Origin of the sequence: Herbidospora cretacea, from assembly GCF_001570605.1 — a bacterium.
GTDB lineage: Bacteria > Actinomycetota > Actinomycetes > Streptosporangiales > Streptosporangiaceae > Herbidospora > Herbidospora cretacea.
Genome location: NZ_BBXG01000022.1, coordinates 108,575 through 134,694, shown reverse-complemented (window position 1 = coordinate 134,694; position 26,120 = coordinate 108,575). Strand labels below are relative to the sequence as shown.

Genomic DNA, 26,120 nt, shown 5'->3' with positions numbered 1-26,120 from the left:
GCAGAGGTCACCAGCTCTGCTGCTTCAGCCATTCGGCGAAGGTCTGGGTGCCGCGCGGCCCCGGACCTGTCGGCACGAGGTGCCCGGCGCTCATCCCGCCGGGGAGGTGGAGCGGCAGGACCGGGCGCTTCCTGGCGCCTCCGGCCGCGATGAGGCGGCGGGCCATGTCCGGGAGCGACTCGATCTGCGGGCCGGCGAGTTCCGGGGCCATCCGCTGCGGCGATCCGGTGGCGAGGTCGGCCAGCGCCTCGCCGACCTCCCACGCGGCGACGGGCTGGACGCGTCCCGTCGGCACCAGCGCGAGCGGTCCGGGGATCCCGCTGAGGAACTGGCCGGCGAACTCGTGGAACTGGGTGGCCCGCAGGATGGTCCACGGCACCCCAGCCGCCTTGACGATCTCCTCCTGGCGCAGCTTGCCGGTGTAGTAGCCCAGTTTGACCCGGTCGACGCCGACGATCGACAGCGACACCAGGTGCCGCACCCCGGCCCGCCGGGCCGCCTCGGTGAGGTTGCGGCCCGCCCGGTCGAAGAAGCTGACCGCCGCCGCCTTGCCGGTCGCGCTGATGTTGCTGACGTCCACGACCACCTCGGCCCCGGTCAGGGCCGCGTCCAGGCCCGACACGGCCAGCAGGTCGACGCCCTGCCCGCGTGACAGCACCAGGGGCTCGTGTCCCCGGGCCCGCAGGGCCTCGACGACGTGCCGCCCCACCGAGCCGGTGCCACCCGCGACCGCGATCCTCATGATCTTCTCCTCTCGAACGCGCTTCGAGAGGAGGACAGAGCGGAGGGGCGCTTCCGTGACATGGCGGTCGCGTGATGAGCCTCACACCGGCCCGTGTCACGGACCGCTCCGCCCGGGACGTCACCCCGTGCGTGAATCCTCTGAAGAAATGGGTGCGCGCCGGGCTGCTCCTGCTGGCCGCGCTGCAGACGGTCGTCTCGGTCTGGCAGTACGTCCTTCCCCGGTCCTTCTACGACGACTTCCCGACGGTGAGCCTCGACCCGCCGTACAACGAGCACCTGGTCTCCGACGTCGGCGGGCTCGGCCTCGCGCTGACCGCCATGCTGTTCTTCGCCGCCTGGGTCCTGGAGAGCAGGGTCGTGCTGTCGGCGCTCATCGGATATGTGATCTACGCCGGCACGCACTTCCTCTTCCACCTGCGGCACTTCGACCACTTCTCGCTGCGCGACGCCGTCGGGGTGGGCACGGGCCTCGGCCTGGAATGGGCGCTCGCCCTCGTTCTCCTGTACGCCGGATGGCGGCTCCACCGGGCCGGGTCAGGCGGTGCCCGCTGACCGCCGCCTGAGCGCGTGGGCCACGACGAACGCGGCGAACAGGGCGGCGGCCGTCCAGACGACCACCTGCCCGATGTCCCTGACGACCTCGTTGCGGCCCGGCGGCAGCACCACCATCTGCACCGCCGCGCCGATCGGCAGGGTGAGCCGGGCCAGCAGGCCGACCACCCCCGGCAGGTGGGCGCAGGCCCCCACGACCCCCAGCGGCACTCCGAAGACGACGGCGGCGATCCACCAGTAGTACGGCTCGGAGTGGATCCAGCCGGACAGCGGCGCGCCGCTGCGCGCGGTGTCGACGAGCGCGTAGGCCGCGACGGCGGCCAGCAGCGTCACCGGCCCCACGACGGCCCCGTGGACCAGGCTCCGGCTCGTGCGGGTGAGCAGCCAGCCCGCGCAGATCGCCAGGCCCGCCCAGGCCCACCCCGAGTCGAGCACCACGCTCACGATCTCGGGGACCGACCACCCGCCGGTCGTGTGCTCCCGGCTCTCCAGGTCGGCGAACTCGCCGGAGAGGGCGTTGGCCAGCGACGTCACCGCGCCGAACCCCGCCCCCAGCGCGAGGGCGACCACTAAGATGATCACGGACATACTCGGGTTCTACTACAGGTGCAAGACGCGGGACTGAGTGTCAGAGCCGTTTGGTTACCTCTGGATGGCGCGCGGGATACATTTTGCCGCAGTGGCCTGCGCAAACATCGTTATGTAGTCATCCATGCCGGTACGGGCACTCTCGGTGTCATGCACACTCGGTTTGGCCGGTTAGGGCGATGCCCGCAGCATGGGCGTGGCTTTCCTGGAACAATTGGCGGGGCCGCTAAGGTGATTACTTCAACATGGATAACCGGATCGAGAGTAAGACGACACCGCGCCAGCCGGGGGGATCGGCGCGAGCGGAGGCGTGATGGCTCGCAGGTCAACCGTCCAGCAGGATCCTCGGATCGCTGGCGACCCAGAGTCGTACCCTCCTACGGATCCGCCGTTGCCTGAACGGGAGCCGATGCGCCGCAGGGGCTGGAGCGGGGGCGGCGGCCGCTGGCTCGTCTGGACCGGCCGGGCCGTCCTGTGGGCGCTCATCATCGTGATCGTCGTCAATGGGGTCCGTGCGCCGTTCGAGCGTTTCACGGCGAATCAGGGCGCCACCGGCGCGCCGTCCGCGCCGGCCGATTCCGGATTCCCGGTGCAGCAGGGAGCGGCGTTCGCCAATCAGTTCGCCGCCGTTTATCTGAATTTCGACGGCACGAATCCCGAGCAGCGTGACATCCGACTCACCGAATTCCTCGCCGACGGGGTGGAAAGGCGATTCGGGTGGAATGGATTCGGCCGCTTCGCCGCGGGCGCCATTCAATTCCAGTCGATCGAGGCCACCGACGCGAACAACGCGCGGGTGACGGTGAGCTTCCAGTCGGGCGCGCGCCGCTGGCTGCTGTCGGTGCCGATCTACCAGGCCGACGGCCGGTTCGTCGTGTCCGGCCTGCCCGCGCTGCTGCCGTCCGGGGGAGCCGCCGGGCTGCCCGCCGTAGCAGGTCCCGACCGCGACGCCGGTCTCGAAGACCAGCTGCGCCAGACCCTGGAGGGGTTCTTCCGGGCCTACGCCTCCGGCAACGCCGCCGAGCTGAAGCTCTACGCCGCCGACGGCGCCACGATCGAGGGGCTCGGCGGGCAGTTCACGCTGGCCCAGCTCAACAGCGTGATCGCGCCGCTCGGTGGCGAGACGAGCCGCGAGATCACCGTGACGGTCACCTGGTCGATCACGGTGGGCGAGGCCGCCGCGGCCCCGACCGCCGACCCGGCCGACCCGGCCGCGCAGCCCGCGCTGCTGGAGCAGGCCTACCAGCTCACCATGGAGAAGCAGGGCGAGAAATGGCTCGTCGCGGCGGTCCAGGGCGCGAGCCGGTCCGTGGGGTAGCGCATGAACGACCACGACGTCGCTGATCCACACCCCCGGGAGGGCGAGAATTGATTCTCCAAACGATTGCCGAGACCGTGACAGCCTTCGCGCCGTCCCCCGCGCCGGGGACGGGCACCGGCCTCAACACCGAAGGACTGGCCGAGTTCCTGCGCCGGTTCTTCGCGCCGTTGTTCCTGGTGATCGTCTCGGTCGTGGCGCTGTTCTTCCTCTTCACCAGGGAGATCACGCGGTTCGTCCAGTTCATCATCTTGGCGATCGCCATCGGTGTGATCTTCTATGTGCCGAACATCATCGAGGTGACGGCGAAGGCGATCGCGGGGGCGCTCGGCATCCAGTGACCTTTGGCACGTTGCGGAGAGGAGGATTCGGGTGGATCTGCCTACATACACCAATATCTGGCGAATTGAGAAGCGGCTTTACAAGCTCTACGACCTGCGGCTGCCCATGCCGCTGCCCATCGTCTGGATCGGTGTCTTCGTCGGCGTCTCCGCCTTCTGGTGGGTCCTCCTGCAAATGGTCGGTCTGCCCTTCGACGCGCCCTGGCATGTGATCTATCTCGTTCCGCCGGGAATCGTTACGTGGCTGTCGACCCGTCCGGTCATCGAGAACAAACGCCTGACCGAACTCATGCAGTCGCAGGCGCGCTACCTTTCCGAGCCGAAGACGTGGTGCCGTCTCGCGCCCTCCGGCGAGCCCGACGTGATCGACTTCCAGGCGAAGGTCTGGCGGGCGAGCACCGTCCAGGCCCGCGTCAAGAAGCCCAAGCGCGCCCCCGAGCCCCAGCGCGCCACGGTCCGCCCGGCCGTGGCCGCCGCCGCGGCCGCCGCGACCCCTCTGGTCGAGGAGATCCCGGTACGCGTCAAGCCCCCGCTGACCGCGACGGCCGCCGCCCACGCGGAACCCCGGTTGATCGGCCACCCGGACGACAAGCAGTCCTACCCGGGCGAGCCCACCGAGCCGAGACGCCGCCCCGCGTCCTTCGGCCAGCCGCCGCGACTGGCCCGGCCGGTTGGGGAGTCACCCGCCGGCGCTTCGAAGGACCCTTCGCGGCCGTTCGCGGGCAGCCCGCTCCGACCGGCGTTCCTCGCCCACCCGTCGGACAAGCCCCAGCCCGCCGCGCGGCCTGAGGCTTCAGACGCGCCGTCGCACTCGACTGCGGAGAGCGCGCCCGGGTCCCAGCGTCCCACTGGTGAGGCTCGGCCCGCGCGCCCGGCCGCCCGGCGGCCTGAGGGTTCCAGCATGCCGTCGCATTCAGCGGCGGAGGGCAGGCCGCGGTCCCAGCCCGCCGACGTGTCGTCGCATTCGGCGGCGGAGAGCGCACCCCAATCCCAGCGCCCCGTTGCTGCCCGGCGGGACATGTCGTCGCACTCGGCTGCGGAGGACAGGCCGCGGTCCCAGCCCGCAGACGGTTCCGCACCCCAGGCGATGGGGAGCGTGCCGAGGTCCCAGGCCCGCGATGTGCCTGTGAGTCAGGTCCAGCCCGAGGCGACGGAGAGCGCGCCACGGTCCCAGGCTCCCGAAGGGGACACGCGTCCCGTTCCTCGGGGCGAGGCCAGGCGCGAGGTGCCGGGTGTGCCCACGCCTCCGGTGGCACAGTCCCAGGTTCCGGAGAAGGACACGCGTCCGGTGCCTGGAGGCGAGGCCAAGCGCGAGGTTCCTGAGGCGCCCGCACTTCCGGTGACACAGTCCCGTGTTTCGGAGGAGGACACGCGTCCGGTTCCTCGGAGGCAAGCCAGGCCGGAGGTGTCCGCGCTCCCGGCGACGGCCAGTGGCCTGGAGTTCCGAGCTCCCGAGGGGGGCCCGCGTGCGGTTTCGCGGGAGGAGGTCGAGCCTGCACTCCCCGCGACGGGTGGTGCTGAGTCTCGAGTTCCCGAGGAGAGGCCGCGTGCGGTTTCGCGGGATGAAGCCGAGCCTGTGCTCCCGGCGACGGCGAGTGGGCTGCGGTCCCCGGTTCCCGGTGAGGACAGGCGTCCGGTGGCTCAGGGGGAGACGCCTGCGTCTCCGGCTACGGAGAACGTGACGCAGTTCAAGGGGCCCGCGGTTCCTTCGCGGCCGCCTGGTGAGGGTAGGCGCAGGCGTCACGCGCCGGATGACGTTCTGCCTCAGGTTCCCGGTCTGCCTACGCCTTCCGTCGCCGAGAACACGGCGAGCCGGTCGGCCGCCGAGGCGCCGGTGCGGCCGGTTTCGGAGAGCACGTCGCCCGCTGAGGTCGAGGGGCCTCGGCTCTCGTGGTCGCCGGTGCCCAAGCCGAAGCAGGCGTCTTCCGAGACGGCGCCGGCCGATGCGGGGATGCCGGAAGATCAGGTCACCGAAGCCAAGGCTGAGGCGGCGCGGGGCGGGAGGCACGCGGCGGCGGAGACGCCCGACGTGGCGGTGCCGCCCGCGCGGGTGGAGGACGGTCCGGCCGAGCCGGGGCGTGAGGTCGCGGGTGAGCACGCGGTGCCCGCTCCCGCGCCGGAGCAGCCGGTGGCCGAGGAGGTGTCGTCGCCGCCGATCCGGCCCGACGCGCTCCGGCGGCTGCGCAGGCTGGCGGCCTCGGCCGACTCCGCGGTCGAGCCTGAGGCGCCGGCGCCCGCGGTCGACTGGCAGAAGGAGCGGCTGCGCAAGGGGCAGCCGCCCGCGCCGTTCATCCCGGCCGAGCGCGGCTCCGAGGCCACCTGGCGGCGGGTGTCGCAGGTCGTCGCGGGGTCCGACGGGGACAACGACGAAGACCGCGCCAGGACCGCCATCAACGGCAGCCGCCGCATCGTCGTGCTGGGCTGCACCGGGGGTGCGGGGCAGACGACGACCACGCTGCTGCTCGGGCACTCGCTGGCGCGGCTCCGGGAGGACGGGGTCGTCGCTGTCGACGCCAACTCCGGGGGCGACGGGCTCACCGGGCGGATCGTCCCGGAGACCGCCGAGACGCTCAGTTCGTTCCTGACGGCGGTGGACAGCGTCGGGACCCGGGTGCGCGGCTACACGACCCGGACCGAGTCGGGGCTCGACGTGCTGGCCGCCGACGTCGACCCCGGGGCCGAGCAGCGGATCGGGGACCGGGGCTGGTTCTCCGACCAGCGCATCGCGCGGGCCATGCGGCTTCTTGACCAGCAGTACCGGATCATTCTCATGGACCCGGCCGCCGCGCTCGCCGCGAGGCTGCTGCCCTACGCCGACCAGCTCGTGCTGGTCGCGCCGGCCAGCGCCGACGCGCCCGACTCGGTCGCCATGACCTACGACTGGCTCGACGGCCACGGCTGCGCCGACCTCCGGCGCCGGGCCGTCGTCGTCATCAACGGTGTGTCGAGAAGGAGCATGGCCGATGTCGAACGGGCCGAGACGGTCGCGCGCGGAAGATGCAGGGCGATCGTGAGGGTCCCGTGGGAAGACGAGCTGGCCGAACCTGGACAAGTCGACCTCAATGACCTTCGCAGCGGCGGCCGCAGGGCGTACGTTGCCCTTGCCGGGGTTGTCGCGAGCGGATTGACCACGGCCAGAGGGGAGAGCTTCGTTGGCTAGGGCGTCGCGGGCGCGCAGTCGCCTGGCGGTCCGATACTTCGACGACCGCATTCTCCTCACCGACGCTGCCGCCTGGGCCTACTTCCGGCTGCCGACGGTCAGCTACGAGTTCCTCACCCCCGAGGAGCGCGAGTCGCTCGCCAACAACATCACGATCGCGCTGGCCGCGATCCGGATGAGCGACGCCGAGGTGCACCTGCGGGTGGCCCACCGCACCTACCCGGCGGCCGAGTGGGCGATGGCCCTCAACGCCACCTCCGACGAGGGGCCGGGCTGGCGCGACTACCTGGAGGAGATGTACCGGCACGTCTGGGCCAAGGACTTCTGGTCCAAGGAGGTCTACCTGGGGGTCCGCCTCGGGCCGCGCGGCGCGCAGCTCGGCGAGGGGGTCCTCGCGCAGCTCTTCGGGTTCTACCAGAAGACCGAGAAGAACCTGGGGCTCGACGACGACCACGTGCCGGAGAAGGAGGTCAACCGGTGGACCGAGGCGGCCGAACGCCTCGGCCGGGCGCTGGCCTCGGGGTCGCTCTACGCCCGTCACGCCACCAGCACGGAGATCGCCTGGCTGTTCCAGCACTCGGCGACCGGCTCCCTGGGCGATCCGCCGCCCTCGGCGTCCAAGCGGCGCAAGTGGGGGCGGGGCGAGATCGAGGCGCTCGTCGAGGGGCAGATCCACAACGGGCGGTCGCTGCTGCGGATAGAGCAGCCGGCGGGCGACTCCTACGTCGCCCACCTGTCCTTCGCCCGGTTCCCCGACCTGATGGCCTTCCCCGACGGGGAACCGTGGATGCACTTCAGCGACCAGCTCCCCTTCCCGGTCGAGATCTCCTCCCGGATGCGGCTCATCTCTCCCGTACGCGCCTCCCGTGACGTCGCCCGCAAGCTCGCGCACGCCCGTGACATGGACATACACATCCGGGAGGCGGGCGCGGAGGCGCCGCTGGCGCTGGCCGAGCAGATCGACGCGGCCCGGATGCTCGAACACGGCATCACCAAGGAGCGCCTGCCGTTCGTCTACGGCTGGCACCGCATGAGCGTGAGCGCGCCGACCGAGGAGATGTGCGTCCAGCGGGTCGAGGCGGTCATCGAGCACTACCGCGACATGGGCATCGACGTCGTCAACTCCACCGGCGACCAGTTCTCGCTGTTCTGCGAGGCGCTGCCGGGTGAGAAGGTCCGCGTCAACGCCTACGCGCAGCGTCAGCCCCTGCGGACCATCGCGGGCGGCATGGCGACCGCCACGGTCGACCTCGGGGATCGTTCCGACGAGGCGGGGTGGCAGGGGCCGTACATCGGCGAGACGCTCGGGCGGGCACGCTCCATCGTCCACTTCGACCCGCTCGTGGCGGCGACCAAGAACCGGCCGACGGCCATCGCGATCACCGGGGAGCCGGGCGGCGGCAAGACCACGCTGGCGCTGCTGCTGATCTACCAGATGGCGCTGCGCGGGGTCACCGTCGCGGTCATCGACCCGAAGGGCGACGCCGAGTCGCTCGTGCAGCTGCTGCGGCGGCGCGGACGGCAGGCGCGGACCATCCCGCTCGGGTCGGCCGCTCCCGGGCTGCTCGACCCGTTCTCGTTCGGCGACGACCTGGCCGCCAAGAAGACGATGGCCACCGAGACGCTGCGGCTGCTGCTGCCGCGCATGTCGGAGGAGCGCGAGTCGGCCATGGTGCAGGCCGTCGCGGCCGTCGCCAACGAGCCCGACCCCTCGCTCGGGAAGGTCATCGACCATCTCGACCGGGCGGAGGACGCCGCGTCCAAGAACCTGGGCGCCGTGCTGCGGTCGATGTCCGAGATGCACCTCGCCCGGCTCTGTTTCGACCCCTCCGGCGGCGACAAGATCGACACCGAGGGCTGGACCACCGTGTTCACCCTCGGCGGCCTCACGCTGCCCGACGTGGCGACGGGGCGCGACGACTACTCGTACGAGCAGCGGCTGTCGGTCGCCCTGCTCTACCTGGTCTCCCAGTTCGCCCGCCGGTTGATGAACGGGCTCGACCGGCGGACCCCCAAAGCGATCTTCCTCGACGAGGCGTGGGCCATCACCTCCACGCCCGAGGGCGCCAAGCTGGTGCCCGAGGTGTCCCGTATGGGACGTTCGCGCAACACCGCACTCGTGCTGGTGTCCCAGAACGCGGGTGACCTGCTGAACGAGCAGGTCACCAACTGCCTTTCCTCGGTGTTCGCCTTCCGCTCGACCGAACGGGTCGAGGTGGAGCACGTACTGGAGCTCCTGGGAGTCGATCCGAACGAGGAACACAAGGGCGTGCTGCGCTCGCTGCGCAACGGCGAGTGCGTCTTCCGCGACCTCGACGGACGGGCGGGCCGGATCGGCGTCGACCTGATCTCCGAGGAGCTGCTGCGCTGGCTCGACACCAATCCGACACACGCCAAGCCGGATGAGGTCGAGCAGGACAAGGTGGGTTCGGGCCGTTCGGGGGTCGTGCGGGAGGTGCGCTCGTGAAACGCAGGGTCGCCCTGCTCATGCTGGTGTTCGTCACGTTCTTCGTGGTGTCGCCGGTCATCGTCGGGTCGTCGGTGGCACACGCCGACGGCGTCTGCGACATGTCGTCGGATCTGTCGCCGGAGGTGGTCGGCTCAGGCGTCGACGGCCTCGTCAAACCCCCGCCGCCCGATGTGGGCGACACCGGCGCAGCCGCCGGTGCCGGAGTGGGAGCAGGGGCCGGCACGTCGGTCGAACCTCCCGTCCAGGCCCCCAAGACCAACTACGAGACCTACGGCATGTCGGGCCAGTTCTGGCACACCTACGAGCTCGGCTGCTCCGACGTCGCCGCCGTCATCGGCAACGCCTGGGCCAACGCGATCTTCTCGTGGGCCAAGGCGGTCGACCGGCTGACCATCACGACCTACGAGGCCGCCGCGACCGAGGGTCCGCTGCTGCCCATCAAGAACGTCGTCGACGACATCGTGACCAACCTGGCCGACGCCATGTACTGGCCGTACCTGCGGCCGATCGTGATCATCGCGGCCATCTGGCTGGCCTGGTACGGCCTGCTGCGCAAGCGCGCCACCACGACCGCCGAGGCGGTGGTCTGGATGGTCCTCGCGGTCACCGTCGCGACCTGGTTCTTCAGCCGTCCACAGGATCTCACGGGCGTCGGCAAGACGATCACCGACAAGACCACCGAGATCGTCAACTCGGCGTTCGCCGGTCTGCCAGGCGCGGGCGGCGCGTCATGCCTGCCGCCGAAGGACGCCGCTCAGGGCACGCCTGTGACCGGCGGTGGTTACGGGCAGCCCGGTACGCCCGGGGTGGCGCAGAACGCCGACGCGCTCTGGTCAACCCTCGTCTGCAAGCCGTGGCTGATGGGCAACTTCGGCACCGCCGATCCCGCCTCGCCGATCGTGGCGGCCTACGGTGCCGAGCTGCTCAAGACGCAGGCCCTCGACGCGACCGAGCAGCGGGCCCAGCAGTCGCCCGCCGGCGACGCCCACCAGCGGGCCTACGAGGAGAAGATCGCCAACCCGCTGCGGACCAGCCCGTCGTTCTACCTGCTCCAGGGCAAGGACTGGACGAGCAGGCTCGGCGTGGCCATCGGGGCGTTCATCGCGGCCATGGTCGCGGGGGTGCTGATCTTCCTGGTGGCGGTCTCGCTGCTGGTGCTGAAGGTCGGCTTCCTGCTGTTGCTGATCATGGGGCCGATCTTCCTGCTGATCGGCGTCCATCCCGGCACCGGGCGGATCATCGCGATGCGCTGGGTGGAGATGCTGGTCGGCACGCTGCTGCGGCAGGCCGTGCTCGCGCTCGTGCTCGGTGTTCTCGTGTACGGCTACGCCCTGATCATCTCCACGCCGCTGCCGTGGGGCATGCAGATCATGTTCATGGCGCTGCTCACCCTGGCCGTGTTCTTCTACCGAAGGCCGTTCCAGCACCTGTTCTCCTCGCTCAGCGGTTCCACGCTCGCGACCCGTATGCTCGGCGACGCCACCACCGCGCCGACGCTCCAGCGGGCCGCCAACGTGCTGCCGCCGGTCGCCGCGGCCCGGGTGGGCCGCTGGGGGCTGCGCAAGGCCGAGCCGATGCTCAACGCCGCCGTCGCCGGTTCGACCGGCGGGGCGAGCGCGGCGGCCACCACCGCCGCCGGGGTCGCCCAGGGCAAGGTCCGCGGCGAGGAGCGGGTCGCGGCCCGCGCGAACGGGCAGCCCGCCCCGCTGGAGAACCCCGACCAGGCGGCCCGGCGCAAGACCGGCGTCCCGCCGCCCAGAACGGGCGCGGCCCCGCCGCTCAACCTGAGCCGTCCCCCGGCCACGACCCGGCCGAGCGTCCCGACACCCACTCCGGCCCGGACCTCTTCCGGCGGCGGAGGTGGCGGCGGGTGGTTCAGCGGCCGTTCCGGTGGCTGGGCCTCGCGGCCGTCGGCGTCCCGGGGGAGCTCCTCCGGTGGCGGTGGCATCCTCGGCGGCGGGTTCTTCGGCGGCGGCCGGTCGTCGGGCGGTTCGTCGTCCCGGCGGTCGTCGCAGTCGCGGCCCCGGCCCGAGCCGACCCGCGCGCCGCGCGCCGAGACGCCCCGCCCGGCCGAGCGGCCCGCCCGGTCCTCCGACGCGCCGCCGTTGTGGCTGCCGGGCCGGTCGGACAGCGGTCGCGGCGGCAGGGGCAGTGGTGGCGGCAGCGGCGGTGGAGACGGCGGTGCGCCGTTCTGGCTGCGGCCGCGTGACAAGGACTGATCATGAACGACGGCCGGAGGAAGGGCCTTTTCGTCGCCGCCGTCGTCGTGCTGGCCGCGCTCGGGATCTATTTAACGACCCTGGGCGACGGCAGCGGCGAGGTGGGCACGGCAGGGCCGGCGGGCCCGGCGGGCACCCGCACGGTCACCGCGCCGCCGGTGGCCGTGCCGAGCCAGGTGGCGACGACGCCGTCGGCCGACTTCGACGTCTACTCCTACCTGCCGCTGACGCGTGACCAGCTGGGCGCGGCGGCCGACCTGGCCCGCCGGTTCACCGCCCAGTACGGCACCTACACCTTCGACGACCCGGTGGGCCGGGCCGACCGGCTGAAGGGGTTCACCACGGTCGAGTTCGGCGACGACCTCACCCGTACGGTCACCTCACCGGCCGCCGTCGAGCACGACACGGCCGACCAGATCGTGTCCAAGGGGACGGCCCGGCTGAAGTCGATCCGCGACATCTCGGCCACGTCGGCCGTCGTGGTCGTCGAGAGCACCCAGCGGATCACCGCGCTGAGCGGGCCCAAGGAGCAGATCGAGGACTACGCCGTCACCGTCGTCCAGGTCGGCGCCGACTGGCGCGTCTACGACCTGCAACTGGCCGCCAGCGGCCAGGACGGCGACGTCACCCCGTGACCACGACCCGGCGCGCGAACTGGAAGTGGCTGGCCGCGCTGCTGGCCGTGGTGGTGCCGCTGGCCATGTTCGGCGCGATCGTGCTGATGACGCCGCTGCCCACCGTCATGAGCGGCGGCGCGGCCTCCGCCTGCGAGGTGGACACCTCCGACCTGTCGGAGACGGCGCAGGAGGACATCCCCGAGGAGATGCTGGAGCTGTACAAGAAACACGGCGAGGCGGTCGGCGTGCAGTGGAACGTGCTGGCCGCCGTGGGCAAGCGCGAGACCGATCACGGCCGGTCGAAGCTGCCCGGCGTGCAGAGCGGCACCAACTACGCCGGCGCCGCCGGACCGATGCAGTTCCTCATCAGCACCTGGGGCGGCAAGGCGCGGATCCCGATCCCGTCGGAGTTCAACGGCTACGCCTCCGACGGCGACGACGACGGCGTGGCCGACGTCTACAACCCGGCCGACGCGATCCTCGGCGCGGCCAAGATGCTCAAGCGCAACGGCGCCCCCGACGACCTGCGCAAGGCCCTGTTCGTCTACAACAGGGCCAACTGGTACGTCGACCAGGTCCTGGAGATCGCCGCCCGGTACGCCGAGTCGGGCGAGGTCGAGGTGCCGCCGGAGTCCAACCCGGCCTGTGAGGTGGCCTACGACGCGCCCAGCGCGGTGGTCGACAAGATCCTCGACTACGCCCTCGCGCAGCGCGGCAAGCCCTACATCTGGGGCGGCACCGGCCCGGCCGGCTACGACTGCTCGGGGATCATCTACATGGCGTACCGGAACGCGGGCCTGAACATCCCCCGCACCACCTTCGGCCAGTGGCCGTTCGGGGTGCGCGTCGACGCGGGGGAGGAGCAGGCCGGGGATCTGGTGTTCTTCAACTCCGGCCCCGGGACCTCGGCGGACAACCCCGGCCACGTGGGCATGGTCGTGTCGCCCGGCAAGATGGTGGAGGCCCGCTGCACCCTCTGCGGCCCCATCAAGGTGACCACCTACCGCGACCGCGGGGCCATCGTCGGCTTCACCCGTCCGCTGCAGAATCCCGATGTGCTGGAGCAGCTGAAGCGTCTGGCCCTAACCTAGGCAGGCATGACACAGGTCGTCGTAGGGGCCGCGATCATCATGGACGGCCGTCTGCTGAGCGCTCAGCGGGCCGAGCCGCCGGAACTGCGGGGCGGGTGGGAGTTTCCCGGCGGGAAGGTCGACCCGGGAGAGAGCGACCTCGACGCGCTCGTGCGCGAGTGCGAGGAGGAGCTCGGGGTCACCGTCGAGCCGGGCAAGCGGGTAGGCGGTGACTGGCCTCTCAGCAACGGATACGTGCTGCGGATCTGGCTGTCGGCCATCACCTGCGGGCGCGCGCCGGAGGCGCGGGAGCACCTCGCCCTGCGCTGGCTGGAGCCGTTCGAGTTCGAGACGGTGCCGTGGCTGCCCGCGGATCTGCCCATCGTCCGGGAGGTCCAAGATCTGCTCAAGGAGGGTTGAGTCACCCCTCTTCGTGCGATAACGATTACTGAGCGTAATCGGGGGAGGGTTCTGTGGTCGCTGGACGTGTGGTGTCCCTGGTCGGAGCCGGAATCCTGGCACTGTCGGCCACTCCGGCCGTGGCCTCTGAGGATCCCGGCCGGTGGATGAGAACGGGCGATGTCTGGCGGTTCCGCCTGGCGGAGACGTGCGGTCACGCCGTGTGCTCGGTTCTCGAGGGTGTGGACGCCCAGGGGTGGCGCTGTCCCGTTCAGCCGAGCCCTGTCCAGGCCGAGCAGACTCTGGTCGGCCCCGGGCTGTTCGTGGAGGCTCCGGCGGCGATGCGGCTGAGCCTCGACACGGCCGAGCTGGCCCGCCGGGTGGCCGTCGTCTGCGCCCGCCTCAGCGTCATGCCGCCGGGCAAGCTCAGCGCGCTGGCCGCCACGGGCGAGTTCGCCGACGGCGTGACCCAGTCGGCCGAGACCGCCTCGGTGGCCGAGGCCGAGGCCCGAGCGCTGGCCGGCCAGTTCGCCGAGGACTCGGCCGCCCAGACCCACCCGCAGACGCACCTGGGTGACACCCAGACCGGGCCTCAGGTGTACGCCGCCGCCGAGAGCCAGGCCCAGCAGCCGCCCGTGTACGCCCCGGAGACTCAGGCTCAGCAGCCGCCCGTGTACGTGGCGGAGGCCCAGGAGACCCGGCCGAGGCAGGTCCGGCCGCCGCAGTACACGATCGACAGCCAGGTCCCGGTGGACGAGGGTCCCGCCCAGCAGATCCTCACCGCGCCGATGCAGCCGCAGGGCAGGGACGCGGAACCACCCGCCCGCCCGCGCGTCCGCGACGCCGAGGGGCCGGGACGCTCGCAGGGCCGCGGCCCCGGCCGCCCGGATCGCCCGAGGGGCCACAAGCGGGCCGAGCCCGTCGCCGAGCCGCAGGCCATGCCGCAGTTCCCGATGCCCGAGATCCCCGCGGGCCTCATGGTCAACCCCGGTCAGAGCCCGCTCGCCGACCTGGCCCCCGGCCCGCAGCAGCCTCCTCCCGGCGGGCCGCAGCCAGGGCCCGAGATCCAGGTTCCGCCTGGTCAGATGCCGATCGCGGAGAACGCGGGCCCGCCGGCCGGTCCGCCGCCGCCGGCCCAGGGCGTACCGGCGGAGGTGCCGCAGCCGGTGCCGAACGCGGCGCCCGCGCCCGCGCCGATGGAGCCGATGCCGGAGTCGTTGTCAGGGGCGCTGTCGAATCTGCCGCCGCTGCCGCAGCTTCCGCCGGGCCCGCCGCTGCCGCCCGGGATGGTCGAGGGCGGGACCCCGCCGGAGCTGCTGATGCCGATGGCGACGCCCACGCCGAGCGGTCCGCCGCTGACCCGTTCGCTGAACAACACGCAGGCGATCGCGCAGGAGGACTCGGGTCTGGAGATCGTCAAGGGGTGGCCTGGCGTGGTGGCCGCGATCGCGGCCCTGATCGCGGTGCTGGCGCTGCAGATGCGGCTCGGACGGCGCAAGGTCGTTTCCGACCCGCAACCAAAGTGAGGTTTGCCGTTACTTTGCCGGACTAGTATTTGTTTGACGTACGGAGTCAGGCATAAGCGGCGGAGGAACCCGGTGGTCGGTCGAGCACCAAGGAGAGCCGCGGCGGTGATCGCCGCGGTGGTGGGTTCGCTCGGCGTGGCCGTGATGGTGGCGGCCGGCGCGAGCGCCGCCAACCCGGTCGACCCCTGTGACACGGGCCAGGCCTGCGACACGGTGACCACGACGATCACCACGACGCCCTCGCCCACGCCGTCCGAGGCGGTGGTGACGGTCACCCAGACGGTCACCCCGTCGCCGAAGCCGAAGCCGACCAAGGAGCAAGAGCAGCCCTCGCAGCCGCCGGCCCAGGAGCAGCAGCCGCCGCCCCCCACGCAGGACGCGGTGGTGCCCACCAACGACGTCGAGCCGCCGCCGGCGAACCCGCCGGCCGACCAGCAGCAGACCGACCCCCCTGCCGAGGATCCCGGCGTCACCCTGGCCCCGGCCCAGCCGACCACCGCGACCCAGCCGACCACGGGCATGAACCAGCCGGTCCCCGAGACGGCCCAGGTCGAGATCCGCAACGCGACGCCCTACTTCGACGAGGTCACCCTCAGCCGCAAGCTGGCCGTCCCGGCCGCCGTGCTGGTGCTGCTGGCGCTGCTCGCCTGGCTGATCTTCGAGGGCCGGCTGCGCCGCCTGGCCCACGCGGCGGCGGTCCGCAAGGCGGGCCCGCAGCTGCCGCCGAACATGGCGATGGCGCCCTACCCGGGTTACCCGATGCAGCCCTACGGCCAGCCGTTCGCGCAGCCCTACCCGGGACAGCCCTTCCCCGGCCAGCCCTACCCGGGTCAGCCGTTCGCGCAGCCCTACCCGCCGCAGCAGCCGCCCCCGCAGCAGGTCGTCAACTACGTGCCGGTGCCCTATCCGATGCCGTTCCCGACGCAGGCCGCGCCGCCGCAGGACTACACGCAGCCCTTCGTCTACCAGCAGCAGACGCCGCCGCCACAGGCCCCGGCGCCCACGCCGCCGTCGCCGCCCTACGCCAAGGGCTACGTCCTGGAGAGCTCCAACCATCCTCCGGACGACGACGAGACGCCCCCGGGCCGCCGCCCCTACTGACCGGAAGACGCCACAGCCCTCCCGACGGGAGGGCTGTTTTTTTGTGTACGCGGGATGCGCGAACCTGCAACACACAGGTTCAAAGCGCGCAAGAAAGCGAGAGTGTTACGAAACTATTTCGCAGCCCTCTTGTGGAACGGGGCACGGGCGACCTACTGTCACCTCACCCTCAGGTGTTCACCCCCCGACAGAAACGAGCACGAGATGTCACGAAGAGTGGCGTTGGCGGTGGTTACAGCCACGGCCGTGGGCTTGAGCCTGGTGGTGGCCGGCCCGGCCGCCGCGCATCAGACGGCGACCCCGACCGCGGTCACGCGGGCGGCGCTCGACCCGTCGTTGGTGGCGGGCCGCGGCGCCGTAGTCCCGTTCGTCGAGCAGGAGGCGGAGAACGCGGCCACCAACGGCTCCGTCATCGGCCCCGACCGGAATCCGTACACGCTGCCGTCCGAGGCCTCGGGGCGCAAGGCGGTCAAGCTGACCCCCGGCCAGTGGGTGGAGTTCACCCTGCCGAAGGCCGCCAACGCCGTCACCGTGCGCTACAGCGTCCCCGACGCGCCGAACGGCGGCGGCATCACCGCCCCGCTGAACCTGACCGTCAACGGCGGCAACAAGAAGACGCTGACGCTGACCAGCCAGTTCGCCTGGCTGTACAACCAGTATCCGTTCACCAACGACCCGAACGCCGGGCTGCTGCACTCCGACTGGTGGATCACCGAGTGCCAGTGCGTGCCGGCCGCCACCACTCCGGCCCCGGAGATCACCAAGCCGTTCCGGCCGATGCACTTCTACGACGAGCAGCGGCTCCTGCTGGGCAGGACGTACAAGGCCGGTGACAAGGTCCGGCTCACCGCCCCGGCGAACACCAACGCCGCCTGGACGGTCATCGACCTGCTCGACTCCGAGGTCGTCGGCGCGCCGTTCGTGCGCGTGGTCGCGGCCAACGTGCTGCTGTTCGGCGCCGACCCGACCGGCCGCAAGGACTCGGCCCCGGCGATCGAGAAGGCCATCGCCTTCGCCAAGCGGAGCAACCTCAAGGTCTACATCCCGCCGGGCGTCTACCAGGTGAACAAGCACATCATCGTCGACGACGTGACGATCGAGGGCGCCGGCTCCTGGTACACGATCATCAAGGGCAAGGAGGTCGCGCTGCCGACCCCCGCCCCCGACGGCTCGGTCCACACCGGCGTCGGCTTCTACGGCAAGGACGCCGCCGACGGCGGCAGCCGCAACGTGCACCTGTCGGGCTTCACCATCGAGGGCGACGTACGCGAGAGAATCGACACCGACCAGGTCAACGGCATCGGCGGCGCGATGAGCGACTCGACGATCAAGGGCCTGTACATCCGCCACACCAAGGTCGGCCTGTGGTTCGACGGCCCGATGAACAACCTCAAGGTGACCGACAACGTCATCGTCGACCAGATCGCCGACGCCCTGAACTTCCACGGCGGCGTGACCAACTCGGTCGTCTCGAACAACTTCATCCGCAACACGGGTGACGACGGCCTGGCCATGTGGTCGGAGAAGAACGCCAACGCCAATAACGTCTTCGACCGCAACACCGTCCAGACCCCGACGCTGGCCAACGGCATCGCGATCTACGGCGGCCGGGACAACGTGGTCTCCAACAACCTGGTGGCCGACCCGCTGCGCGAGGGCTCCGGCCTGCACGCCGGTTCCCGCTTCGGCGCCGAGCCCTTCACCGGCACGCTGAAGTTCACGAACAACACCACCGTCCGGGCCGGCACGTTCGACCTGAACTGGCGCATCGGCCTCGGCGCGATCTGGTTCTACGCCCTCGACCGCTCGATCGAGAACGACATCCAGGTCACCGGCGACCACTACCTTGACAGCACGTACAACGCGATCATGATGGTGAGCGAGTGGGGCGTGAAGGACCTCTACTCGATCACCGGCGTGAAGTTCAAGGACATCCGCGTCGACGGCACCGGCACCTCGGTCCTGAGCGCCCGCGTCAAGGGCGGCGCCTCGTTCCAGAACGTCGACGCCCGCAACGTGGGCGCCGTCGGCATCAACAACTGCGGCTCGTTCGGCTTCCCGGCGACGGGCTCGGAGTTCTCCGTGACCGACCTCGGCGGCAACGACGGCGGCGGCACCACCGGCCCGTGGGCGGGCGCCTGGCAGCTCCCGAACACCATCACCTGCGACGACCGCCCGCCGGTCGTCGCGCCCCCGGCGCCGTCCCCCTGGTGACCCTCTGAGAAAGGCCGGCCCGGCTCTCCGGGCCGGCCCTTTTTCATGTCTCCGGTACGACGAAATGACGGCTTTACGGCCCTCTTGTCCTCCAAAGCCGCCCCGCAGATCATGAGCCGATGACGACCCCACCCGAAGGCGAAATGGAACGTACCAACGACGAGGGGCGGGCCGCCGCCCAGGCCGCCCAGGCCACCGTCGACACGGTCCTCACCAAGGCGGGCGAGTCGGTCGCCCTGGCCGCGCCGACGACCGACTTCTCCAACGAGCTCAACAACATCGACTTCCGCAAGATGATCGGCGGCCCCCTCCAGGCCGCCGTCGACGCCCAGGTCGCCTCCGCCCTGGCCACCGTCGACTTCATCACCAAGGTCGGGTTCACCACCCCGCCCCCGGCCGCCGACGGCACCCAGGGCCTGCGCGAACTGGTGATGGTCGACTTCTCCCACACCCGCAAGGACGTCGACGCCAAGGGCGACCAGACCCCCACGGACGTGCACGTCAAGGTGCCGCTGCTGGCGATGCTGCCCATCCCGTCGCTGCGCATCGAGGAGGTGGTGATCGACTTCAACGTCAAGCTCAACTCGGTCGAGAGCGCCTCCACCTCCGACGACCTCAACGTCAACGCCGACCTCCAGGGCGGCTGGGGCCCGGTCAGCTTCAAGGTGTCGGCGTCCTACCAGCGCAAGACCGCCACCAACGTCGAGGTGAAGAAGGAGTACTCCCTCAACGTGAACGTGAAGGCCGTCCAGGACGAGATGCCGGCCGGGCTGGAGCGCATTCTCGGCATGCTGACCTGATGGCCGACGTCCGGCTGAGCGACTACGCGGGGCACATCTTCCTGGAGATGGTCCGGGCCAGGGAGATGGCCGACGACTACTCCAGGAAGGTCGCCGAGCGCTACGCACGGGATCCGGTGATGCGGTTCTTCCCGGCCCCGCGGTTCAGGGTGCCGAAGATCCAGCTCTCCATCCCCGTCCTGGTCTCCGGGGCCCGCTTCGACCAGGCCGTGCGCTTCGCCTTCGGGCCCGAGGAGTTCACCGAGTTCATCGTCAACCGGGCCCACGGCGTGCGCGCCCGGGTGCGGCTCGCCCAGGGGCTGGAGGCCGGGGCCCCACCCGGCCCGCCGCGCACCGACCGGCTGATGGAGATCATCCGGCAGTTCTACGAGCACCTGGCCGCCAACGGCGAGCCCGCCCACCCCGACCCGATCGTGGTCGACTGGTGGGGACACGTCTTCGCCACCTGCCTGGAGGAGGCGGACCTGCTCGGCTTCTACACCGAGCGCGACTCCTCCGGCGACCTGCTGGCCGAGACCACCAAGGAGGTCCTGGCGGAGGTCCGCCGCCACACCGTGGTCGGCCGAAGCGAGATCGAGAGCCTCCTCGTCGACCCCGAGACCGCCGTCGTGGCCGGCGGCAGCACCGAGGCCAGCGTCTTCACCGTCCACGTCGAACTGGTCGAGGAGGGCGTCTACTTCCGGTCGGTGCGGGACGAGGAGACCGGCCACACCCGGACCCTGGTGGAGTTCGACTGACCGTGCGTCCCTTCCTGCACGACCGGCTCCGCCGCCAGGAGTCGCTGCTGGCCTCCTCCACCGAGGCCATGCGCGCCTTCACGACGCTCGACCTCGCCCTCGACCAGGTGGTCGTCGCCTTCCTGGACGAGGCGGGCGCCGTGTACGCCGCCATCGGCGCCCCCGAGGCGGAGAACGAGACCCTGTCCCTGAAGGCGCAGTTCACCTCCGCGCGCTCCGGCGTGAACCCGCTGACCCTCGAACGGGTGACCCAGCGCCGCCGTGAGATGGAGCGCACGATCGCCCTCCACGCGCTGACCGTCAGCGCCGACCGCCTCAGAACGGGGTGCGCCGAGGCGCGCGCGACGCTGGCGGCGGCGCGGGAGCAGCTCGTCCCGCTCGTGGCCTACGGCTTCCAGAAAGGCCTGGTCCCGGACGGAGAGCTCGGCCAGGCGGAGCTGGAGCGGGTCTGGCGGACGCTGAGCGAGGATCCGCAGATCCGCCCGGTGGCCCGCCAGATCGCGCTGTCGCTGCACCCGGCCGACATCCTGCTGCTGCTCGGGGACCTGCTGTGAGAACGCGAGAGCGCCCCGGCCGGAACCGGGGCGCTCTCGACGGGCCTAGCGGCGGAAGATCTTGTTGCCGAGCCAGACCAGCGGGTCGTACTTGCGGTCGACCACGCGCTCCTTCATCGGGATCAGCGCGTTGTCGGTGATCTTGATGTGCTCGGGGCACACCTCGGTGCAGCACTTCGTGATGTTGCAGTAGCCCAGGCCGTGGTCCTCCTGCGCGGAGTCCTTGCGGTCGGCCACGTCATACGGGTGCATGTCCAGCTCGGCGATGCGCATGAGGAAACGCGGCCCGGCGAAGTGGGTCTTGTTCTCCTCGTGGTCGCGGATCACGTGGCAGACGTTGTTGCACATGAAGCACTCGATGCACTTGCGGAACTCCTGCGAGCGCTCCACGTCGATCTGCTGCATCCGGTATTCACCGGGCTTCACGTCGGCGGGCGGCGTGAACGACGGGATCTCGCGTGCCTTCTGGTAGTTGTACGACACGTCCGTGACCAGGTCCTTGATGACCGGGAAGGTGCGCATCGGGGTGACCGTGATGGTCTCTTCCTCGGTGAAGGTCGACATCCGGGTCATGCAGCCCAGGCGCGGCTTGCCGTTGATCTCCATCGAGCACGAGCCGCACTTGCCGGCCTTGCAGTTCCAGCGGACCGCGAGGTCCGGCGCCTGGGTGGCCTGGAGCCGGTGGATGACGTCGAGGACGACCTCGCCCTCGTTGACCTCGACCGTGAAGTCCTCCAGACGGCCTTCTCCGCCTTCGCCGCGCCAGACGCGGAACTTGCCCTTGTAACTCATGACAACTCCTTGGCCGCGGCGTCGTACTCCGCGAGTTCGTCCTCGGTGAGGTACTTCGAGAGCTCGGCCCGGTCGAACAGGGTGATCAGGTCGCCGCGCATGGAGATCTGGGCCTTCTCGACGACCTGGACCTCGGAGCCGTCCGGCTTGGCCGAGCAGACCAGCAGCCTGCGGCGCCATTCGGGGCGCATCGCCGGATAGTCGTCGCGGGTGTGGCCGCCCCGGCTCTCCTGCCGCAGCAGCGCGGCCTTGGCGACGCACTCGCTGACCAGCAGCATGTTGCGCAGGTCGAGGGCGAGGTGCCAGCCCGGGTTGTAGATCTTGCCGCCGGGGGCGGTCGTGTTGGTCGCCCGCTCCTTGAGCTTCTCGACGACCTCCAGGGCCTCGGCGACCTCGTTCTCCTTGCGGATGATGCCGACCAGGTCGTTCATCGTGCGCTGGAGCTCGTGGTGGACCTCGTAGGGGTTCTCGCCGCCCTGGCGCTCCAGCGGGGCCGTCGCCTCGGCCAGGGCCTCCTCCACGCCGGTCACCTGCGGGCGGTTGCCGCCCAGCGAGTCGACGTAGGCCGCCGCGCCCGCGCCCGCCCGGCGGCCGAAGACCAGCAGGTCGGACAGGGAGTTGCCGCCCAGGCGGTTGGAGCCGTGCATGCCGCCGGAGACCTCGCCGGCCGCGAACAGGCCCGGCACCGAGGCCGCGCCGGTGTCGGCGTCGACCTCCACGCCGCCCATCACGTAGTGGCAGGTCGGGCCGACCTGCATGGGCTCGGCGGTGATGTCGACGTCGGCCAGCTCCTTGAACTGGTGGTGCATCGACGGCAGCCGCTTGATGATCTCGGCGGCCGGGAGCCTGCTGGAGACGTCCAGGAAGACACCGCCCTGGGGCGATCCGCGGCCGGCCTTGACCTCGGCGTTGATCGCGCGGGCGACCTCGTCACGCGGCAGCAGCTCCGGAGGGCGGCGGTTGTTGGCCTGGTCGGTGTACCAGCGGTCGCCCTCCTCCTCGGTGGTGGCGTACTTGTCCTTGAACACGTCCGGGATGTAGTCGAACATGAACCGGCGGCCCTCGGAGTTGGTGAGAACCCCGCCGTCGCCGCGGACCGACTCGGTCACCAGGATGCCCCGCACCGACGGCGGCCAGACCATGCCGGTCGGGTGGAACTGGATGAACTCCATGTTGATCAGGCTCGCGCCCGCGAGCAGCGCCAGCGCGTGGCCGTCGCCCGTGTACTCCCACGAGTTCGAGGTGACCACGAACGACTTTCCGATGCCGCCGGTGGCCAGGACCACGGCCGGGGCGTCGAAGGTGATGAACTTGCCGGTCTCGCGCCAGTAGGCGAAGGCGCCGGAGATCGCGTCGCCGTCCTTGAGCAGGCGGGTGACGGTGCACTCGGCGAAGACCTTGATGTAGGCCTCGTAGTCGCCGTGGACCTCGAAGTCCTCCTGCTGGAGGGCCACCACGCGCTGCTGGAGGGTGCGGATCATCTCCAGGCCGGTGCGGTCGCCGACGTGGGCCAGGCGCGGGTATTCGTGCCCGCCGAAGTTGCGCTGGCTGATCTTCCCGTCCTTGGTGCGGTCGAACAGCGCGCCCCAGGCCTCCAGCTCCCAGACCCGGTCGGGGGCCTCCTTGGCGTGGAGCTCGGCCATCCGCCAGTTGTTCAGGAACTTGCCGCCCCGCATGGTGTCGCGGAAGTGGACCATCCAGTTGTCGTCGGAGTTGACGTTGCCCATCGCGGCGGCGGCGCCGCCCTCGGCCATGACGGTGTGGGCCTTGCCGAACAGCGACTTGCAGATGATCGCGGTGCGCTTGCCCTGCTGACGTGCCTCGATCGCCGCCCGGAGCCCGGCTCCGCCGGCCCCGATGACGATGACGTCGTATTCGTGACGTTCCACGGTGAACAGTCCTTACGCGAACGGGAAGGTGATGACGCCCTTGGCCACCATGCGGACGTAGAAGTCGGCGATCATCACCGAGAACAGCGACGCCCACGCCAGTTGCATGTGCTTGGCGTTGAGCTTGGAGACGAAGGTCCAGGCCCGGTAGCGCAGCGGGTGCTTGGAGAAGTGGTTGAGCCGCCCGGCGGTGATGTGCCGGCACGAGTGGCACGACAGCGTGTACAGCACGATCAGGGCCGCGTTGACCAGCAGGATCCAGGTGCCCAGCCCCGCCGGCTTGTGGATCAGCGCGAGGACGGCGTCATAGGACAGGATGGCGCCGATCAGGATCGCACCGTAGAAGAAGTAGCGGTGGACGTTCTGGATGACCAGCGGCAGGCGGGTCTCGCCGGTGTACTTCTTGTGCGGCTCGCCGACGGCGCAGGCGGGCGGGCTCAGCCAGAACGACCGGTAGTACGACTTCCGATAGTAGTAGCACGTGAACCGGAAGCCGGCCGGCAGGCCGAGGATGATCAAACCGGGCGGCAGCGTGAACCAGTCGCCGATCGGGGCCCAGCCGAACAGCCGCGCGCCCTCGGGGCAGGCCGTCGTCAGGCACGGCGAGGAGAAGGGCGCGATATAGGGCTCGACGAAGTAACTCTTGTCGAAGATCGCCCAGAAGCCGTAAATCAGAAAGAACGTCAAACCGGCGAACGTGAGCGCCGGGGCGAGCCACCATCGATCGGTGCGGAGAGTGCGCACCTTGAGCTGAGCGCGTTGTTTTCTGGCCGCGCTCTCGGCCGTCTGCTGGGTCATCGGAGACCTTCCACCGGAACTGACCGCGTGACGCCGTGTTGGGCGGCTCGCGCCGAACCGCCGCGACGCCACGCCGTATTGGTGGGGGCTACGTTACGACCATGTCATAGATGTGTGTGAGGAGGGTCACTGACTTCTGGCCTGTGATTCCTGTCACGTTGTCTAAAAAGGGTCACGGCACGAGCCACGGCCGGCCGATCGACCGGCCGCGCCTCGCTTCGATCATGACCCTCGATGGTTGTTCCCCGGCAGCTTCACGACGGTGACGAAGAAATCGTCGATCTGCCTCACTACCCTGATGAACTGGTCGAAATCCACCGGCTTCGAAACATACGCGTTGGCGTGCAGCTTGTAGCTCCGGACGATGTCCTCCTCGGCCTCCGACGTGGTCAGCACGACGACCGGGATCGACCGCAGCTCAGGGTCGGCCTTTATCTCCTCCAGCACCTCCCTGCCGTCCTTCCGGGGCAGGTTGAGGTCGAGCAGGATCAGGTCGGGGCGGGGGGAGCCGTCGTATTCACCCTCGTGGCGGAGGAACCGCAGCGCCTGCTCGCCGTCGTTGACGATGTGCAGCTTGTTGCGGACCTTGTTCAGCTCGAAGGCCTCCTGCGTGAGCAGCACGTCACCCGGGTCGTCCTCGACCAGCAGCACGTCGATCCAGCGCAGGTCATTCATCGGTGGCCTCCAAAGTCCAGCGGAACGTGGTGCCCTTGTGGTCTGGGTTCTCCTCCAGCCAGATCCGGCCACCGTGATATTCGACGATCTTGCGGCAGAGCGCCAGCCCGATCCCGGTGCCGGGATAGACGTCCCGGGGGTGCAGGCGCTGGAAGATCAGGAAGATGCGGTCGCCGTACTTCGCGTCGACGCCGATGCCGTTGTCGGAACAGGCGAACTCCCACATGCCGTCGTCCCTGCGCTCGGCGGTGACGGTGATCCGGGGGAGCTCGTCGGAGCGGAACTTGATCGCGTTGCCGACCAGGTTCTGGAAGAGCTGGGTGAGCAGCAGCTTGTTGCCGCTGACGACCGGCAGGTCGGCGTGGACGACCGTCGCGCCGGTGTCCTCGATGCGGACGGCCAGGTTGTCGAGCGCCGTCTGGAGGGCCTCGCCCGTGGAGACGGGCACCCGGTCGCCGGTGACCCGGCCGACCCGGCTGAAGTCGAGCAGGTCGTTGATCAGCAGCTGCATGCGCTTGGCGCCGTCGACGGCGAACTTGATGTACTGCTTGGCCCGGTCGTCGAGCTGGTCGCCGTAGCGCTGCTCCAGCATCTGGCTGAAGCTGGAGACCTTGCGGAGCGGCTCCTGGAGGTCGTGGCTGGCGACGTACGCGAACTGCTCCAGCTCGCTGTTCGACCGCTTCAGCTCGGCGGCCTGGTCGGCCAGGGCCTGCTCGGCCCGCTGGGTCTCCCGCCACTCGCGCAGGACCCTGCGGCGCATCGCGTCGACGTGGCCCGCCAGCTCGGCCATCTCGGCCGGGCGGGTCACGTTGAGCTCGGTGTCGAAGTCGCCGGCGGCGACCTTGCGCACCTGCTCCTGGAGGGCCGCCACCGGCCGCAGGACGATGTGGCGGACCAGGAGCGTGAAGGCGATCGCGGCCAGCAGCAGCACGATGGCGAGGGTGCCCAGGGCGTAGTAGAACGTGTCCCAGCCGCGCTCCAGGCGGGTGGTGGCGGTGCCGTGGAGCTGGGTCAGGCGCGACTGCTGGGCCGCCAGCGTGGTGCGGACCTGGTTGAACGCCTCGGTGTTGACCGGGGCCAGGGTGGAGGCGGTGTCCTTGCCGAGCTCCGGCACCCGCCGGACGATCTCGTCGGCGTAGACCCTGCGCCAGTTCTCGATCGCGGCGAACAGGGCGTCGCTGTCGCCCCGCAGCCCCGGCACGCGCGGCAGCAGGGCCTCGATCTTGCCCCGGGCGGTCGCCGACTCGCGCTGGGCCTTGGCGAAGTCGTCGAGGTAGAACGACTCGTTGGTACGGCCGTAGCCGCGCATCGTGGCCTCTTCGTTGGAGACCGACGTCGACAGCTCCAGGGTGTGCAGGACGAGCGGGTCGATCACCTCGATCAGGGTCGCCCTGGCCTCGCGGGTGTCGGTCATCGTCTTCAGCGTGAAGGCGATCGACCCGGCGAACAGCAGCGTCACGATGGCGCCGACCAGCAGGAACCAGCGGCCCGCCGGGAGCCGGCCCAGGTCGCCGGCCGGTTTGAGCGGGGCGAGCGGGCTGGGGGTCCTGCTCATG

The 26,120-nt window shown here is 70.5% G+C and carries 23 protein-coding genes and 1 pseudogene; 16 read left to right on the top strand and 8 right to left on the bottom strand.

Annotated features, from left to right (window positions below; translation table 11 throughout):
- Positions 1-7: 7 nt before the first annotated feature.
- Entirely contained in the window at positions 8-742 is a 735-nt protein-coding gene (locus AW270_RS32035) for an SDR family oxidoreductase (protein ID WP_061299864.1), read from the bottom strand.
- A 131-nt stretch (positions 743-873) separates the two neighbouring features.
- On the opposite strand from AW270_RS32035, the gene AW270_RS32030 reads away from it, so the two are divergent.
- The gene (locus AW270_RS32030) at positions 874-1,296 is read left to right on the top strand and encodes a hypothetical protein (protein WP_157522928.1); all 423 of its coding nucleotides are present in this window, start codon (positions 874-876) and stop codon (positions 1,294-1,296) included.
- Here the strand turns inward: AW270_RS32030 and AW270_RS32025 are convergent.
- Positions 1,279-1,878, bottom strand: coding sequence for a hypothetical protein (locus AW270_RS32025; RefSeq protein ID WP_157522925.1), 600 nt, complete (start codon positions 1,876-1,878; stop codon positions 1,279-1,281). The two genes, AW270_RS32030 and AW270_RS32025, sit on opposite strands and share 18 nt — an antisense overlap.
- A 397-nt stretch (positions 1,879-2,275) precedes the next feature.
- Between AW270_RS32025 and AW270_RS32020 the strand changes: the two genes are divergently transcribed.
- The 3 genes and pseudogenes from AW270_RS32020 to AW270_RS42200 form a co-directional block, all read left to right on the top strand.
- Positions 2,276-3,202 carry a conjugal transfer protein gene (locus AW270_RS32020; protein ID WP_245674960.1) on the top strand — a complete coding sequence of 309 codons (927 nt, stop codon included), beginning with the start codon at positions 2,276-2,278 and terminating at the stop codon, positions 3,200-3,202.
- 77 nt (positions 3,203-3,279) lie between these two features.
- Positions 3,280-3,543, top strand: coding sequence for a hypothetical protein (locus tag AW270_RS32015; RefSeq protein ID WP_082801979.1), 264 nt, complete (start codon positions 3,280-3,282; stop codon positions 3,541-3,543).
- Positions 3,544-3,574: 31 nt separating this feature from the next.
- Positions 3,575-3,820: pseudogene (locus AW270_RS42200) on the top strand (TcpE family conjugal transfer membrane protein); the annotation flags it as partial.
- A gap of 29 nt (positions 3,821-3,849) precedes the next feature.
- On the opposite strand, the gene AW270_RS41565 reads toward AW270_RS42200, so the two are convergent.
- Positions 3,850-4,134 carry a hypothetical protein gene (locus AW270_RS41565; RefSeq protein WP_157522923.1) on the bottom strand — a complete coding sequence of 95 codons (285 nt, stop codon included), beginning with the start codon at positions 4,132-4,134 and terminating at the stop codon, positions 3,850-3,852.
- 1,360 nt (positions 4,135-5,494) lie between these two features.
- Here AW270_RS41565 and AW270_RS41560 point away from each other — a divergent pair.
- The 12 genes from AW270_RS41560 to AW270_RS31955 all read left to right on the top strand — a co-directional run bounded on the left by AW270_RS41560 (position 5,495) and on the right by AW270_RS31955 (position 20,410).
- Positions 5,495-6,703 carry a MinD/ParA family ATP-binding protein gene (locus AW270_RS41560; RefSeq protein WP_157522920.1) on the top strand — a complete coding sequence of 403 codons (1,209 nt, stop codon included), beginning with the start codon at positions 5,495-5,497 and terminating at the stop codon, positions 6,701-6,703.
- Positions 6,696-9,170 (top strand): ATP-binding protein, encoded by a 2,475-nt coding sequence (locus AW270_RS32005; RefSeq protein ID WP_061299859.1) that lies wholly within the window; start codon positions 6,696-6,698, stop codon positions 9,168-9,170. Before AW270_RS41560 ends, AW270_RS32005 begins: the two co-directional genes overlap by 8 nt.
- Complete coding sequence (locus AW270_RS32000; protein WP_063819410.1) at positions 9,167-11,392, top strand: type IV secretion system protein; 2,226 nt, start codon at positions 9,167-9,169, stop codon at positions 11,390-11,392. The genes AW270_RS32005 and AW270_RS32000 overlap by 4 nt, the downstream gene beginning before the upstream one ends.
- 2 nt (positions 11,393-11,394) lie before the next feature.
- Positions 11,395-12,027 carry a hypothetical protein gene (locus AW270_RS31995; RefSeq protein ID WP_245674959.1) on the top strand — a complete coding sequence of 211 codons (633 nt, stop codon included), beginning with the start codon at positions 11,395-11,397 and terminating at the stop codon, positions 12,025-12,027.
- Positions 12,024-13,100 (top strand): C40 family peptidase, encoded by a 1,077-nt coding sequence (locus AW270_RS31990; RefSeq protein ID WP_061299857.1) that lies wholly within the window; start codon positions 12,024-12,026, stop codon positions 13,098-13,100. Before AW270_RS31995 ends, AW270_RS31990 begins: the two co-directional genes overlap by 4 nt.
- Positions 13,101-13,106: 6 nt before the next feature.
- On the top strand, positions 13,107-13,499 hold the full coding sequence (locus AW270_RS31985; RefSeq protein ID WP_061299856.1) for a (deoxy)nucleoside triphosphate pyrophosphohydrolase: 393 nt from the start codon (positions 13,107-13,109) through the stop codon (positions 13,497-13,499).
- Between the two features lie 146 nt (positions 13,500-13,645).
- Positions 13,646-15,004 carry a hypothetical protein gene (locus AW270_RS31980; RefSeq protein ID WP_157522918.1) on the top strand — a complete coding sequence of 453 codons (1,359 nt, stop codon included), beginning with the start codon at positions 13,646-13,648 and terminating at the stop codon, positions 15,002-15,004.
- 105 nt (positions 15,005-15,109) lie between these two features.
- Positions 15,110-16,105, top strand: coding sequence for a hypothetical protein (locus AW270_RS31975; RefSeq protein WP_061299854.1), 996 nt, complete (start codon positions 15,110-15,112; stop codon positions 16,103-16,105).
- Positions 16,106-16,351: 246 nt separating this feature from the next.
- Positions 16,352-18,319, top strand: coding sequence for a glycosyl hydrolase family 28-related protein (locus tag AW270_RS31970; protein WP_245674958.1), 1,968 nt, complete (start codon positions 16,352-16,354; stop codon positions 18,317-18,319).
- 143 nt (positions 18,320-18,462) lie between these two features.
- Positions 18,463-19,119 carry a DUF2589 domain-containing protein gene (locus AW270_RS31965; protein WP_061299852.1) on the top strand — a complete coding sequence of 219 codons (657 nt, stop codon included), beginning with the start codon at positions 18,463-18,465 and terminating at the stop codon, positions 19,117-19,119.
- Positions 19,119-19,856: a hypothetical protein gene (locus AW270_RS31960; protein WP_061299851.1), complete on the top strand. Its 738-nt coding sequence runs from the start codon at positions 19,119-19,121 to the stop codon at positions 19,854-19,856. The genes AW270_RS31965 and AW270_RS31960 overlap by 1 nt, the downstream gene beginning before the upstream one ends.
- A gap of 2 nt (positions 19,857-19,858) precedes the next feature.
- Positions 19,859-20,410 carry a hypothetical protein gene (locus tag AW270_RS31955; RefSeq protein ID WP_061299850.1) on the top strand — a complete coding sequence of 184 codons (552 nt, stop codon included), beginning with the start codon at positions 19,859-19,861 and terminating at the stop codon, positions 20,408-20,410.
- Between the two features lie 45 nt (positions 20,411-20,455).
- On the opposite strand, the gene AW270_RS31950 is transcribed toward AW270_RS31955, so the two are convergent.
- The 5 genes from AW270_RS31950 to AW270_RS31930 all read right to left on the bottom strand — a co-directional run bounded on the left by AW270_RS31950 (position 20,456) and on the right by AW270_RS31930 (position 26,119).
- Positions 20,456-21,202, bottom strand: coding sequence for a succinate dehydrogenase/fumarate reductase iron-sulfur subunit (locus AW270_RS31950; protein WP_061299849.1), 747 nt, complete (start codon positions 21,200-21,202; stop codon positions 20,456-20,458).
- Complete coding sequence (locus AW270_RS31945; RefSeq protein WP_061299848.1) at positions 21,199-23,100, bottom strand: fumarate reductase/succinate dehydrogenase flavoprotein subunit; 1,902 nt, start codon at positions 23,098-23,100, stop codon at positions 21,199-21,201. Before AW270_RS31945 ends, AW270_RS31950 begins: the two co-directional genes overlap by 4 nt.
- Positions 23,101-23,103: 3 nt before the next feature.
- Positions 23,104-23,889, bottom strand: a complete 786-nt coding sequence (sdhC, locus tag AW270_RS31940) for a succinate dehydrogenase subunit SdhC (RefSeq protein WP_061299847.1) — start codon at positions 23,887-23,889, stop codon at positions 23,104-23,106.
- Between the two features lie 222 nt (positions 23,890-24,111).
- Complete coding sequence (locus AW270_RS31935; RefSeq protein ID WP_061299846.1) at positions 24,112-24,564, bottom strand: response regulator; 453 nt, start codon at positions 24,562-24,564, stop codon at positions 24,112-24,114.
- Complete coding sequence (locus tag AW270_RS31930) at positions 24,557-26,119, bottom strand: sensor histidine kinase (protein WP_061299845.1); 1,563 nt, start codon at positions 26,117-26,119, stop codon at positions 24,557-24,559. The genes AW270_RS31935 and AW270_RS31930 overlap by 8 nt, the downstream gene beginning before the upstream one ends.
- Position 26,120 lies beyond the last annotated feature (1 nt).